This window comes from Pedobacter polaris, from assembly GCF_005116505.1.
Taxonomy (GTDB): Bacteria; Bacteroidota; Bacteroidia; order Sphingobacteriales; family Sphingobacteriaceae; genus Pedobacter; species Pedobacter polaris.
Genome location: NZ_SWBR01000001.1, coordinates 1,237,509 through 1,252,559 on the forward strand (window position 1 = coordinate 1,237,509; position 15,051 = coordinate 1,252,559).

The following is a 15,051-nucleotide window of genomic DNA, read 5'->3' on the forward strand; positions in this document are numbered from 1 at the left end:
AACCTTAAAATATCGCTCTAGCTATTTGTTTGGTTTGTTCTGGTTTGCCCATCGTATAAAAATGTAAAACTGGGGCTCCAAATTCGATTAATTCTTTACACTGCTTAATCATTGCCGCTGTTCCTATTTCTTTTGCTTCTGCATTATTTTTTGCATGAGAGAGTGCATCTGTTAAATCATCTGGCAAATCGATGTGAAAAATCTTAGGTAATACAGTTAATTGTGTAAGTGTGCTAATTGGTTTTAAACCAGGAATGATGGGTACATTGATTCCATTTTCTCTACATTTATTTACAAAGTCGAAATATTTTTGATTGTCAAAAAACATTTGGGTAACGATGAACTCGGCACCCATGTCAACTTTTTGCTTTAGAAATTTAAAGTCAGCATTTAAGTTGGGTGCCTCAAAATGTTTTTCAGGATATCCAGCAACACCTATGCAGAAATCACTTTTAAATGTTTCTATGTCTTCGTGTAAAAACTTGCCATCGTTGTGGTTTTTGATATGCTGAATTAAATCTGTTGCGTAACAATGCCCACCTTTTGTTGGTATAAACGAAGAGTCGGCTGCACGAGCATCACCCCTTAAAGCCAATACATTATCAATTCCCAAAAACTGTAAATCAATCAAAGCGTTTTCAGTTTCTTCTTTAGTAAAACCACCACAAATTAAGTGCGGAACAGCATCAATTTTATATTTATGAATAATAGCCGCACAAATAGCTATAGTTCCTGGACGCTTGCGATAGGAAACCTTCTGTAATAACCCATTTTCCTGCTCTTTGTAAATGTAATCTTCTCTTAGTGAGGTCACATCTATAAAAGGCGGATTAAACTCTAGGAGTGGATCAATGGCATCATATATCCATTGAATGCTTTGGCCTTTTATAGGAGGCAAGAGTTCAAATGAGAATAAGGTTTTACCTTTTGCGTTTTTTATATGTTCTGTAATCTTCATAATGAGTTACGTGTTACGAGTTCAAGGTTATGGGTTTAGATGCTTATTTAACTAATTGCTGATAATATTTTATGAATCCGTTTAATAATTTTCTAGTAGTTTCTAATTTCACTAGGGTAGATTTTAATATCAATTGATCGATATAGTGTTGGTCGAAAGAAATATAAAGTTGAGTTTCTAATTCATAAATAGAACCTCTAGCTATAAAGAAAAATTGAATACTATCCTTTGGGTAATTTCTTCCGCAACCTTCCGCGATATTTGATGGAATTGAAACAGCACATCTTCGCATCTGGCTTGTTAATCCAAATACTTCATCTTTTGGAAAGGATTTGGTAGCAACATATATGTCATTAGCTAAAGCTCTAGCTTCTTTCCAAACATCTAAATCTATGTATGCCTTTTTTTCTTTCTCCATTTTAATTGGTGTAATTTTACGCTAGCTCAAGTGAAGCCCTCGCTGCAACCCTTTTTTACCACTTTGACCTGTAACTTTTAACTCGTAACCTTCAACCTTTTTACACTTTGACCTGTAACTTTTAACTCGTAACCTTCAACCTTTTTACACTTTGACCTGTAACTTTTAACTCGTAACCTTCAACCCTAATACGCCAAATTCGGGCTCAACCACTTCTCTGCCTCTTCTAAACTCATTCCTTTTCTTGTGGCATAATCTTCAACTTGATCTTTTGTAATTTTTCCCAATCCGAAATAACGTGATTGTGGATGGGCGAAATAAAACCCGCTTACTGCTGCGGTTGGATACATTGCATAACTTTCGGTTAAGCGTAAACCAATTTTATTTTCGGCATCTAGCAAGCTAAATAAAGTTCCCTTTTCTGTGTGTTCCGGACAAGCTGGGTAGCCAGGAGCTGGTCTAATACCTGCATATTCTTCTTTAATCAATTCTTGATTACTCAAATTTTCATCTTTTGCATAGCCCCAGTATTCCTTACGAACAAGTTCATGCATGCGTTCTGCAAATGCTTCAGCCAATCTATCTGCCAAAGCCTTTACCATAATGCTATTGTAATCGTCATATTTAGCTTCAAACTCTGCTACAAGCTCATCAATGCCAATACCTGTAGTTACTGCAAAGCCACCAAAGTAATCTTGTACGCCACTTTCTTTTGGTGCCACAAAATCAGATAAAGCATAATAAGATTCGCCTGCCATTTTCTCTGCCTGTTGACGCAGGGTATGGATCATAATAGGTTGCGAGTTATGTGTTGTGTGTTGCAGGTCTTGTAACCCATAACCTGTAACCTGTAACTCTATGTCGTCCCCTACTGCATTTGCTGGCCAAAATCCGATTACACCTTTTGCGGTTAATAATTTTTCGTTAACAATACGTTGTAGTAACGTTTGCGCATCATTAAATAGCTTTTTTGCTTCATCACCAACAAATTTATCTTCAAATATTTTAGGATAACTTCCACGAAGTTCCCAAGTATGGAAAAATGGTGTCCAATCAATATAAGGAACTAGCTCTTCCAATGGATAATCTTCAAAAACTTTTGTTCCTGTAAAAGTTGGTTCAGTTACCACTTTATCTAAGGCTATCTGGAACTTATCAGCTCTCGCTTCTTCAATGGTTTTGTATCTTTTATCAGAACGTTTGTTCAAGTGAGCTTCTCTAGCCTTATCATATTCGGCTCTTATGCCTGCCACATACTCATCTTTTGTTTCTGGATTCATCAAAGTACTACAAACTGTAACACTTCGTGATGCATCTAAAACGTGAATTGCAGGACCAGAATAGTTTGGAGCAACTTTTACAGCAGCATGAATCCTTGAGGTAGTAGCTCCACCAATAATTAATGGAATGGTAAATCCTTCGCGCTCCATCTCCTTCGCAAAGTGAACCATTTCATCTAACGATGGGGTAATTAAACCACTTAAGCCAATAATATCGGCATTAATTTCTTTTGCTTTTTTAATGATATCTTGTGCAGGAACCATTACGCCCATGTCTACAATTTCGAAGTTATTACAGGCTAAAACTACTCCGACAATATTTTTTCCAATATCATGAACATCACCTTTTACAGTAGCCATTAATACTTTTCCGGCAGATGAATTCTGATCTTGATCTGGGTTATCTAATTTCTCTTGCTCAATGAAAGGTAGGAGGTAGGCAACTGCTTTTTTCATTACCCTTGCTGATTTTACAACCTGTGGTAAGAACATTTTGCCGGCACCAAATAAATCGCCTACGATATTCATTCCGTCCATTAAAGGGCCTTCAATTACTTGAATTGGCCTTGTGTATTGTTGGCGAGCCTCTTCCACATCATCATCTAAATATTCTACAATCCCTTTTACTAAGGAATGGGATAACCTTTCTTCAACAGTTCCTTTGCGCCACTCTTCATCTCTTACTATTTCTTTGCCTTTACTTTTAATGGTATCCGCATATTCAACTAATCGTTCTGTTGCATCATCTCTACGATTTAACAATACATCTTCCACCCGCTCTAATAACTCAGGTGGAATTTCTTGGTAAACTTCTAACATTCCTGCATTCACAATGCCCATATCTAAGCCAGCTTGAATGGCATGATATAAAAACGCAGAGTGCATTGCCTCACGAACGGTATTATTGCCTCTAAATGAAAAGGAAATGTTCGAAACACCACCACTTACTTTTGCATAAGGCAAATTTTGCTTAATCCATCTGGTGGCGTTGATAAAGTCTACAGCGTAGTTATTATGTTCTTCTAATCCGGTTGCAACAGTTAATATATTTGGGTCGAAGATAATGTCTTGAGGAGGAAAGCCGATTTCATTTACTAAAATGTCATAACTTCTTTTACAGATTTCAGTTCTACGTTCAAAATTATCTGCCTGTCCCCGTTCGTCGAAAGCCATTACAACAATTGCAGCTCCATATTGCATAATTTTGCGAGCACTTTCTCTAAATTTTTCTTCGCCTTCTTTTAAGGAAATCGAATTTACAATTCCTTTTCCCTGCAAACATTTAAGTCCATTTTCAATCACTGACCATTTAGATGAATCCACCATAATTGGCAATTTGGAAATATCAGGTTCGGATGCAATTAGATTTAAGAATTTGGTCATAGCGGCTTCCGAATCTAGCATACCTTCATCCATATTCACGTCTATGATTTGTGCGCCACCTTCAACCTGTTGTAGGGCAACTGCAAGAGCAGCTTCATAATCGCCACCAAGAATTAACTTTGAAAATTTTGGGGATCCTGTAATGTTTGTTCTTTCACCTATGTTTACGAAAATGCTTTCTGGTGTAATGGTAACTGGCTCTAATCCACTTAAGCGCATATATGGCTCAATTGTAGGGATTTTTCTAGGGGCTGCATTTCTTGCTTTTTCGACAATGCAGCCGATATGTTCAGGTGTTGTGCCGCAGCAACCACCAACTATATTTACAAAACCAGAGGCTATAAAGTCATCCACTAAATGAGCAGTTTCATGTGGCATTTCATCATAAGCACCGAATTCATTTGGCAGACCAGCATTTGGATAAGCAGAAACGTAACAGCCAGCTTTTGCAGCCAGCTCTTCAATATGAGGGCGCATTTCCTTAGCCCCTAAAGCACAGTTAAAACCAATGCTTAAAGGATTGGCATGCATCACTGAATTGAGGAAGGCTTCGGCTGTTTGACCAGATAAAGTTCTTCCAGAAGCATCAGTAATTGTACCAGAAATCATAATTTCTAATTTTCTGCCAATTACTTCTTCGTATTTTTTAATGGCAACAATAGCCACTTTTGCATTTAGGGTATCGAAAATGGTTTCAATTAATAGCACATCTGAACCACCATCTACCAAACCTCTAACTTGCTCGTAATAAGCTGCTTCTAGTTCGTCAAAATAAACTGCCCTATAACCAGGGTCATTTACATTGGGCGACATAGATAGTGTTCTGTTCGTAGGGCCAACTGCACCGGCTACAAAACATTTCCTGTCGGGGTTTGCAGCCATAAACTCTATCGTTGCTTCCTTTGCAACTCTTGCGCCCTCAAAACTTAATTCGTATGAAAGGTCTTCCATTTGGTAATCAGCCATAGAAATTCGCTGTGTACTAAATGTATTGGTTTCTATAATATCAGCCCCCGCTTTTAAATATTCTAAGTGAATAGCTTTGATGATATCAGGACGAGTTATATTTAGTAAATCATTATTGCCTTTTACATCACAAGGATGATTCTTAAAACGCTCCCCTCTAAAATCTTCTTCGGTTAAAGTATAGCGTTGAATCATAGTGCCCATTGCACCATCGATGATTAAAATACGTTTTTTTAGTTCTTCTCGAATGCTCATAATTTGTAGTAGCAAGTCGCTAGTATCAAGTATCAAGACTTCTTAATAAATGCACTAACTTCATACTTGAGACAAATATATACCCAGCACTTCGGCTCTCGATATTTGAGACACTATATGATAATAAAAAGCTTATCCTAAAGTATGGATTGGTCCTTAACTTATCTTCTCTCGCCACTGCTGAGATTAGAAATTAGCACCTTGTTGGCACAGGTTGCTAAGACTTCGTTGGGTCTAGTCCCTCCGTCTTTCTTAATAAGCAATGCAAAGGTGCAACATCCGCTTATCATTTCCAAAAAAATGAGTTGTAATGCCAAATAAAATTACAAAGGCTAAGCAAATGTGCCCAGCCTTCGATATAATATTCTGATTTTATATAATAAGTGCTAAATTTTATTGAGATAATCTTGATATGTCAATTTCAAGCCTTGTTCTAGCTCAATTTGATGTTTCCACCCTAGAGAATGAAGTTTAGAAACATCCATTAACTTGCGTGGTGTGCCATCAGGCTTAGATTGATCAAAAACTAAGGCACCCTCAAAGCCGACTGTTTCTTTAATTAACAGTGCCAAATCCTTTATAGTAAGGTCTTCTCCTGTACCAATATTTATTAAATTAGGCTCATTATAGTTTTGCATTAAAAAATAACAGGCATCTGCTAAGTCATCGGCAAATAGAAATTCTCTCATAGGAGAGCCAGAACCCCAAACTACTACTTCTTTTGTATTAGATTTTTTAGCTTCATCAAATTTTCTGATTAGTGCAGGTAATACATGAGAATTTTGAGGGTGATAATTGTCATTATACCCATAAAGGTTTGTAGGCATTACAGAAATGAAATTGCATCCGTATTGAGCTCTATAGGCATCACACATTTTTATTCCTGCAATTTTTGCTATGGCATATGGCTCATTGGTTTCTTCAAGCAAACCAGTTAGTAGGTAATCTTCTCTTAGAGGCTGTGGTGCAAGCTTAGGGTATATACAACTAGAACCTAAAAACATCAGTTTTTTAACCTCATTTACATAAGATTGATGAATTACGTTATTCTGTATAGCTAGATTTTCGTAAAGAAAATCTGCACGATATGTATTGTTGGCAATAATACCACCAACCTTAGCTGCTGCTAGAAATACATATTCGGGCTTTTCGTGCTCAAAAAAATCCTTAACAGCTTGTTGATCCCTTAAATCTAATTCTTCAGATGTTCTAGTAATTATGTTTGTAAAACCTTCTTCTATGAGTTTACGGTAAATGGCAGATCCAACCATGCCTCTATGGCCTGCGATGTATATTTTTGAATTCTTTTCCAATGATTTACAGAAATAAGATTAAGAAGCCATTGTTTTTGTAGTTCTACCCACAGCTATTTTTTTTACAGCATTAATGATAGCATTTTTATCGTACCCACATATTGCCCAAAGCTCAGGCTGTTCCCCATGTTCGATAAATTCATCAGGAATACCTAGTCTTACCACATTTGCTTTATAATTATGGTCGGCCATGAATTCTAAAATAGCGCTTCCCATTCCCCCTTGCAAGCAGCCATCTTCTATAGTGATGATATTTGTATAGCGTTTAAAAACATCGTGAAGCATTGCGGCATCTAAAGGTTTAACAAATCTTAAATCAAAATGCGCAGGATGGATACCTTCACTATTTAATTCTTGGCAAGCTTCAACTGCAAAATTTCCAACATGTCCTATTGATAGAATTGCAACATCTTCACCATCACAAATTTTTCTTCCTTTGCCAATTTCCAATGCTTTAAATGGTCTTTTCCAGTCGGGCATTACACCACTGCCACGAGGGTAACGAATAGTGAATGGTCCAATATTATCTTGCTGTGCGGTAAACATTAAATTACGTAGTTCTTCTTCATTCATTGGAGAAGCTACCACCATATTCGGAATGCAACGCATATAAGCTAAATCATAAGCGCCATGATGAGTTGCGCCATCGGCACCAGCTAAACCTGCTCTATCTAAGCAAAAAACAACGTTTAAATTTTGGATTGCCACATCGTGAATTACTTGATCAAATGCTCTTTGCATAAAACTAGAATAGATATTACAAAAAGGTACTAAGCCTTGCGTTGCTAATCCTGCAGAAAAAGTTACTGCATGCTGCTCAGCAATACCTACATCAAATGCTCTATCTGGCATTGCTTTCATCATGATATTTAATGATGAGCCAGAAGGCATTGCAGGTGTGATACCTACTATTTTTGCATTTGCTTGTGCCAATTCAACCATAGTATGCCCAAAAACATCCTGATATTTTGGAGGTTGAGGTTTATCTGGAATAGATTTTTTAATTTCTCCGGTAATTTTATCGAACAAGCCAGGTGCATGCCATTTAGTTTGATCCTTTTCTGCTAAGGCAAACCCTTTACCTTTTACGGTTACACAGTGTAAAAGTTTTGGGCCAGGAATAGCTGATAAATCTTTAATTACTGCAGCTAAACGCTTAACATCATGGCCATCTACCGGACCAAAATACCTAAAATTTAAAGCTTCAAATAAATTGCTCTGCTTAAGAAGCGTGCCCTTTATGCTTTTTTCAATCTTTTTAACATATTTATGCGCATTCGGACCAAGTGCTGAAAGTTTGCTTAATACTTGCGAAACATCTTCTCGGAAGCGATTGTAAGATTTTGAAGTTGTAATGCTTGTTAAATATTCTTTAAGCGCACCAACATTTGGATCAATAGACATACAATTGTCATTCAAAATCACTAAGAGATTTGAATTTTCAATGCCTGCATGGTTCAATCCTTCAAAAGCTAAACCTGCGGTCATAGCTCCATCTCCAATAACTGCTACATGTTGTCTGTCTTTCTCGCCTTTATATTGAGAAGCAACAGCCATGCCTAAAGCAGCTGAAATAGAAGTTGATGAATGACCTACACCAAAAGTATCATATTCACTTTCGCTTATCTTAGGGAAACCACTTATTCCATTAATAATTCTATTGGTGTGAAATTGGCTTCTTCTTCCCGTTAGGATTTTGTGCCCGTAAGCTTGGTGGCCTACGTCCCAAACTAGCTTGTCATAAGGTGTATTTAGTGCATAGTGTAAAGCAACAGTTAATTCTACAACGCCTAAACTTGCACCAAAATGCCCTCCATTCACACTTACAACATCAATAATATATTGACGTAATTCTTGGCATATTTGCTCTAAATCTTGTTCACTATACTGCTTTAAATCAACAGGATAATTGATAGTAGATAATAAAGGCCCAGTCTTAACTTCCATGCATTATTTTAAAAATACAAAGTACGGTATTTTGTTTAATACTTTTATTAAGAATCGTTTCAAATTTGCGTCATGATAAAGAGTTTTATAACCACAACTTAAAAGCTATTCTACTGCAATTGACTTAAAAATACAAGTTTATCTTAGTGTATTGCATTAATATAGACTATTACTTATAAAGCCTTGAATTAAAGGATAAAATCATTATTTTTACCAAAAATACTATTCCATAATGAAACGAGATACTATAATTTTTGACTTAATCAACAAAGAATTAGACAGACAAGAGCACGGCCTTGAACTTATTGCATCAGAAAATTTTGTGAGCAAACAAGTAATGGAAGCTGCAGGTTCAGTTTTAACCAATAAATATGCCGAAGGCTTGCCGGGTAAGCGCTATTATGGTGGTTGCCAAGTAGTTGATGAAATTGAAAATTTAGCTATTGAAAGAGCAAAAAAATTATTTGGTGCTGCCTGGGTAAATGTACAGCCACATTCTGGTGCACAGGCAAATGCGTCAGTAATGTTAGCTGTAATACAACCGGGAGATAAAATTTTAGGTTTTGATCTATCACACGGTGGACACTTAACACATGGTTCTCCAGTTAATTTTTCAGGTAAGTTATACCAGCCTCATTTCTACGGTGTTAAAAAAGAAGACGGATTAATTGACTACGCAAAATTGGAAGAAGTTGCTTTAGCCGAAAAACCAAAATTGATTATTTGTGGTGCATCAGCTTATTCTAGAGAATGGGATTATGCTTTTATTCGTAAGGTAGCCGATAAAATTGGAGCTTTAGTATTAGCAGATATTTCTCATCCAGCAGGTTTTATCGCAAAAGGATTATTAGCTAACCCACTTCCACATTGCCACATTGTAACCACAACCACACATAAAACTTTACGTGGACCTCGTGGTGGAATGATCATGATGGGTAAAGATTTTGAAAATCCATGGGGATTAAAAACTCCTAAAGGTGAAGTAAGAATGATGTCGGCCCTATTGGACATGGCTGTATTTCCAGGTACTCAAGGTGGTCCATTAGAGCATATCATTGCGGCTAAGGCGATTGCATTTGGAGAAGCTTTAACAGACGACTATTTAACTTATATTAAACAAGTTGGTACAAATGCGCAAGCAATGGCTAAAGCTTTTGTAGCTAAAGGATATGGTATTATCTCTGGTGGTACAGATAATCATTTAATGCTTATCGACCTTCGTAATAAAAATATAACTGGGAAAGTTGCAGAAGGTGCATTAGAAAAAGCAGAAATTACCGTGAACAAAAATATGGTTCCGTTTGATGATAAATCTCCATTTGTAACTTCAGGAATGCGTGTTGGTACTGCAGCTATAACTTCAAGAGGTTTTAAAGAAACTGAAATGCAAGAAATTGTGGATCTGATAGATGAAGTATTAACTAACCCAGAAGATGAAAATAATTTGCAAACTGTTAAATTAAAAGTTCAAAAGTTAGTGAGCCGTTTTCCACTTTATAAATAAGATTGTAGCCTCTCTAAATGTTTATAAACCCTATTCTATCACCTGAATTTGAAGAACAACGCCTACAAGCCTTGTATTCTTATGATATTTTAGGAGAGGGATTAGAACATGAATTAGATAACTTGGTAAAATTGGCAGCACAGATTGCTAAAGTACCAATGGCTTATGTTTCATTTGTAGACAAAGATGAAATTGTTCTAAAATCTTCTTTGGGCATTAATCCTGAATATAAAAACGTATCAAGAAAGCTAACAATTTGTCAATACACAATGATGTATGACAATATTTATATTGTTCCAGATGTTGAATTAGAACCAAATTTGATCAATAATGCCGCGCTTTCTTTGGGTAAAGGCATTAGGTTTTATGTAAGCGCACCTTTAGTGGATGCAGATGGTTTTGCTTTAGGTTGTTTGGTTTTATTGGATGTAGTTCCGAGAAATTTAGATGAGTATCAAATCGAAGCTTTACAAACCTTGGCCGTTCAAGTTATTGCACAGTTAGCATTGAAAAGGAAAAATTCTCAATTGCTATTACAAACTAAACGCTTTGATGAATTTTTAGATATTTTTACAGTTTCGCCAGAAATCCATTGCATTTTAGATAGGAGTGGGGGCATATTATTTATTAACAATGCCGTTACAACTATGCTAGAATATAGTGTAGAGGAGGTGGTTGGGAAAAGTATATGGAACTATTGCTACCAAGATGATATTGACAGAACAGTTTTTGGTATAGAGCAGGGGCTTAAAAATAAAAATAAGCAGTTCAGCATCGATTTTAGATTAGTTAGCAAAACAGGGCTAGTAAAATGGGTTGGCTGGGGAATGGTTTCTAAAGAAGACCGATGGTATTGTTATGGCAGAGACATTACTGAAAGAAAAAAGGTTGAAAATGAATTGACGAAATTGTCTTTTGTTGCGAGTAAAGTTAATAATGGTGTTGTTATTAATGATGATCAGAATAACGTAACATGGGTTAATGAGGCCTTTGAAAAGATAACAGGTTTTAACCTAGAAGATTTAAAGGGTAAGCCTTTGGGCGATTTAATTAGTGGTCCTGAAACAGATTGGGCTAAAATTGAAAATGCAAGAAAACTTACTCAACAAAAACAATCTTTCACAGTTGATATTTTAGCTTATAGAAAAGATAAACAACCAATTTGGCTTTCAATTTACAATACTGTTGTATTAGACAATGATGGTAAGGTAGAAACAGAGGTTGAGATTATTATAGATATTACAGAAAAGAAAAAGGTTGAAGAAGAACTGCAGATCTTATCATTAGTTGCAAGTAAAACAGATACAGGCGTAGCCATTACAAATGACAAGGGAGAAATTACCTGGGTTAATGCAGCTCTTGAAGAGTTAGTGGGTTATACTTTAGATGAACTTTATGGCAATATGTTGGGTGATATGTTGTCTAGCAAAGAAACCGATCAAGAACTGATTAAGGAATCTAGAAAGAAAGCTATAAATAAACAGGCATATACCATAGAAGTTTTAGCACATAAGAAAAATGGAACCCCAATTTGGCTGTCTGTTGCAAATACTCCAATTCTTGATGTAAATGGAAAATTAGAACGCCAAGTTGAGCTTATTTATGACATTACGCAACGCAAACAGGTAGAGCGTGAAATGATTGAAGCCCGTGAACAGGCTTTGCAGCTGAGCGAGGCAAAAGAGATGTTCTTATCTGTAATGAGCCATGAAATTCGTACTCCTTTAAATGCAGTAATAGGTATGACTCATTTGTTGTTAGAGAATGAACCAAAAGCATCGCAGATTGATGATTTAAATATTCTTAAATTTTCTGGAGAAAACTTATTAAATATCATCAATGATATTTTGGATTTTACTAAAATCGAAACAGGCAATCTTCAATTAGAAGCGGTTCCGTTTGATTTACACACTTTATCTGTTGACATAATTAATTCCCTTCAAGTTAATGCTAGCAAAAAGGGAAACCAATTAAAATTAATTTACGATAATAAGATACCAGCGAAATTATTAGGCGATAAAACAAGATTGTACCAAATTCTAATAAACCTACTGGGTAATGCAATTAAATTTACAGATAATGGTAAAGTAGATTTAATTGTAAAACTGAAGAAAGATGATGAAGACGAATCTTTGATTTATTTTGAGATTAGAGATAACGGAATTGGTATTCCAGAAGATAAGCAATCTTACATTTTCGAAACATTTACACAAGCTAGAACTGATATTTCTAGAAAGTATGGCGGTACAGGATTAGGTTTGGCCATTACAAAAAAATTGCTTAAGCTGTATCAATCTGAAATTAAGGTAGAAAGTACTGAAGGAAAAGGAACTATATTTTCATTTGCTATTAATTTCAATAGACTTTCTAATTCCTCTTTAGTTCCGACAAAAGATCCATTGCCAAGTTTGTTTACAGGTAAGAGGGTTTTAGTGGTTGATGATAATGAGGTAAACATTCTAATTGCGAAGAGATTTTTAAGCAAATGGGGATTGGTATTAGATTTTGCATCTAATGGAGAAGAGGCTATCAATAAAGTTGTAAACAATATTTACGACTTGGTATTTATGGATATTCGGATGCCGGGAATTGATGGCTTTGATGCAACTAAAATTATCCGTGAGCTTGATGGCGATTATTATAAGGAGCTACCTATAATTGCCCTAACTGCTTCAACGTTACACAATGAGAATATGAAATTTAAGGAATCTGGTATGAATGGACACATCCTAAAGCCATTTAATCCAGAGGAAATTAAAGGTATCTTAGCAACTTACCTTAAAAAGTAAAGGGCCGATACTTCAGAAGAAATATCGACCCTTACCATCTAAATTAACGCTCTCGATATAATAAACGCAAGCGAATACCTTTTGTTTTAAAAAAGTTTATAATTTTTTAATTATTTTCATAACAACCTAATTCAGAAGGAAATAATCTTGAATTGTTTTTCAAATCTTTATTTAAAAAATCGCCAAAATAGGCATCTGAGCTTAAATTTTGCCCTTTATTATTTACTATACTGTTCTTTTCCAACTTAAAAATATATTTCTCAGAACTAATAAAATGTGGATCTGTATTTAAAATATTTCCATTGTTGTTGTAACTGTAATTTGTTGTTTTGAATAGATTGTTCTTTAGAGTTGAAGTAAGTGATGTTGAAGCTGATTTTTTATCAATTAAAAATTCATCCAGTAATTTACCATAAACTATATTGTTAATAAGCACTAAATTTAAATTACTAGATTGTGTGTCACTAATATAGTCTGATAAGTAAACAGATGCAGTTTTACGAGCAAATTTATTATCATTGTAACCTGCAAAAGTATTCTGTTTTAAATTGTAAGTCCCTCCACCTGCACCGTACAGTAAATACTGTCCACAGTTAAAAAACAAATTGTTAAATGCAATTAATTCAGTTTCATAACCTAAAAAGCCAACAACCTCCATATTTTTAATTACGCTATTCGTTAAAAGTAATTTTGGCTTAGTTGTAGTAGATCTTCCATCTAATGTAATACCAGCGGTTGCATTCTTTATTATGGCATAATTAATTGTAGAATTTTTACTTTCTGGGTAAAGGTGAATCCCATTCCATTGGCCAGTTTCATTTTGATATAGTTTTTCTAGCCTATCGCTTGCAAATAAAACACTATCCGTTTTACTGCCATTAACTTTTAATGTTCCTTTAACACTTAACGTACTATTGCCATGAAATAAAATTTTACTACCTGGGTTTATTATCAAAGTTGCATTTTCTGCAACTGTTAAAGAATTATAAATAATGTAAGGCAACTTGCTATTCCAAATAGTATTTTCAGTAATAGTTGTATTGGTTACAAAATTTGCATTCTGTCCATAAGCTACTAAAGGAATGCTTTGTTTCTTTCCGTTAAAGTAAAATAAGATAGAATCTTGTACAATAAACGGTAAACTTTCTGTAGTTGGATTGATGTTAACTTTTACAAAAACATTAATAGAATCGTTGCCATTTATTTTAATATCATTCGTTTCAGCTACAGGCTGACCATTTATATTTAAACTAAACGCTGAAGAGTTTCCCCCACTTAATTTAATATTATTAAGGTTAATGGCTTGCCCATTTGGATTAGAAATTTTTAATCTTCGACTGCTAGAGCCAATTGAGGTAAATACGGTGTCAAATAAAACACTATCTGTAGAAAAATCAAGTTTAGCATCCAATTCTAAAGTAAGGTCTTCATCCTTATTGCAAGCTGCAAAGAAGAGGATAAATAGTAAACCTAAAATTGATAATTTTGAACTCATATTTTATTCTGCAAAAGCTATAGCAGCTATACTCAATTTTTTAATACCCGAATTTAATAACGTATTCCCACATGCTTCTAGTGTTGCTCCAGTTGTAATCACATCATCAACTAAAAGAATGTGTAAATTTTCTAACTCTTCCTTATCTCTAACATTAAATACAGATTGCATATTTTCATATCTATTGTATCTGGATTTTTTGGTCTGACTATCGGTAGATTTATTGCGGAGTAACTGATCAATTCTCATTGGGATTTGTAATGCTTCCGCTATTCCTTTTGCAATATATTCACTTTGGTTATAACCCCTTAGCCTTTCCTTCTTAGGGTGTAGTGGGACAGGAATAACCAAGTCAATACCATCATAATGATTGCTTAATTTCAATTTTTCGCCAAGTAAAAAGCCGAGTTTAACACCAACTTGCGTTTGTGATTTATATTTTAAACTATGCATTAGATTTTGAACTTTAGTTCCTTTTCTAAAATATAACATCGCCATAGCAGCGTTACAATTTAGTCTACCCCAAAGCTGTTTTGCTACCGGATTGTCTGGATATAAATGGTAATCTGTATAAGGTAAATCATATAAACATTTAATGCAAATCTCTTTTTCACCGTAATAAAGACTTGTACCACAAGCATTACATAACTCTGGAAAGAGCAGATTGATTACATCAGTAGCTAAACGTTTTACGGCTATCATAATTCAATTTAGTAAATTTCTACTAAAAAGAAAACTTATTG

9 protein-coding genes and 1 riboswitch are annotated in these 15,051 nt (G+C 35.0%); of the genes, 2 read left to right on the plus strand and 7 right to left on the minus strand.

What is annotated here, in order from left to right:
- Positions 1 to 4: 4 nt before the first annotated feature.
- From FA048_RS05550 to dxs, 5 genes are all read right to left on the minus strand, one after another.
- The gene (locus FA048_RS05550; protein ID WP_136839204.1) at positions 5 to 958 is read right to left on the minus strand and encodes a methylenetetrahydrofolate reductase; all 954 of its coding nucleotides are present in this window, start codon (positions 956 to 958) and stop codon (positions 5 to 7) included.
- A 43-nt stretch (positions 959 to 1,001) separates the two neighbouring features.
- Complete coding sequence (locus FA048_RS05555; protein WP_136839205.1) at positions 1,002 to 1,376, minus strand: four helix bundle protein; 375 nt, start codon at positions 1,374 to 1,376, stop codon at positions 1,002 to 1,004.
- A gap of 185 nt (positions 1,377 to 1,561) precedes the next feature.
- Positions 1,562 to 5,260, minus strand: coding sequence for a methionine synthase (gene metH / locus FA048_RS05560; RefSeq protein WP_136839206.1), 3,699 nt, complete (start codon positions 5,258 to 5,260; stop codon positions 1,562 to 1,564).
- A 158-nt stretch (positions 5,261 to 5,418) separates the two neighbouring features.
- Positions 5,419 to 5,522: riboswitch (SAM riboswitch) on the minus strand.
- Between the two features lie 124 nt (positions 5,523 to 5,646).
- A complete protein-coding gene (gene fcl / locus FA048_RS05565; RefSeq protein WP_136839207.1) occupies positions 5,647 to 6,573 on the minus strand; it encodes a GDP-L-fucose synthase in 927 nt (308 codons plus the stop codon).
- Positions 6,574 to 6,591: 18 nt separating this feature from the next.
- On the minus strand, positions 6,592 to 8,520 hold the full coding sequence (gene dxs, locus FA048_RS05570) for a 1-deoxy-D-xylulose-5-phosphate synthase (protein ID WP_136839208.1): 1,929 nt from the start codon (positions 8,518 to 8,520) through the stop codon (positions 6,592 to 6,594).
- Positions 8,521 to 8,752: 232 nt separating this feature from the next.
- Here dxs and glyA point away from each other — a divergent pair, with 232 nt between their 5' ends.
- Both glyA and FA048_RS05580 read left to right on the plus strand, forming a co-directional pair.
- Positions 8,753 to 10,024 carry a serine hydroxymethyltransferase gene (glyA, locus tag FA048_RS05575; protein WP_136839209.1) on the plus strand — a complete coding sequence of 424 codons (1,272 nt, stop codon included), beginning with the start codon at positions 8,753 to 8,755 and terminating at the stop codon, positions 10,022 to 10,024.
- A 17-nt stretch (positions 10,025 to 10,041) separates the two neighbouring features.
- Entirely contained in the window at positions 10,042 to 12,813 is a 2,772-nt protein-coding gene (locus tag FA048_RS05580) for a PAS domain S-box protein (protein ID WP_136839210.1), read from the plus strand.
- Positions 12,814 to 12,919: 106 nt separating this feature from the next.
- On the opposite strand, the gene FA048_RS05585 is transcribed toward FA048_RS05580, so the two are convergent.
- The gene (locus FA048_RS05585) at positions 12,920 to 14,308 is read right to left on the minus strand and encodes a hypothetical protein (protein ID WP_136839211.1); all 1,389 of its coding nucleotides are present in this window, start codon (positions 14,306 to 14,308) and stop codon (positions 12,920 to 12,922) included.
- 3 nt (positions 14,309 to 14,311) lie between these two features.
- A complete protein-coding gene (locus FA048_RS05590) occupies positions 14,312 to 15,010 on the minus strand; it encodes a ComF family protein (RefSeq protein WP_136839212.1) in 699 nt (232 codons plus the stop codon).
- Positions 15,011 to 15,051 lie beyond the last annotated feature (41 nt).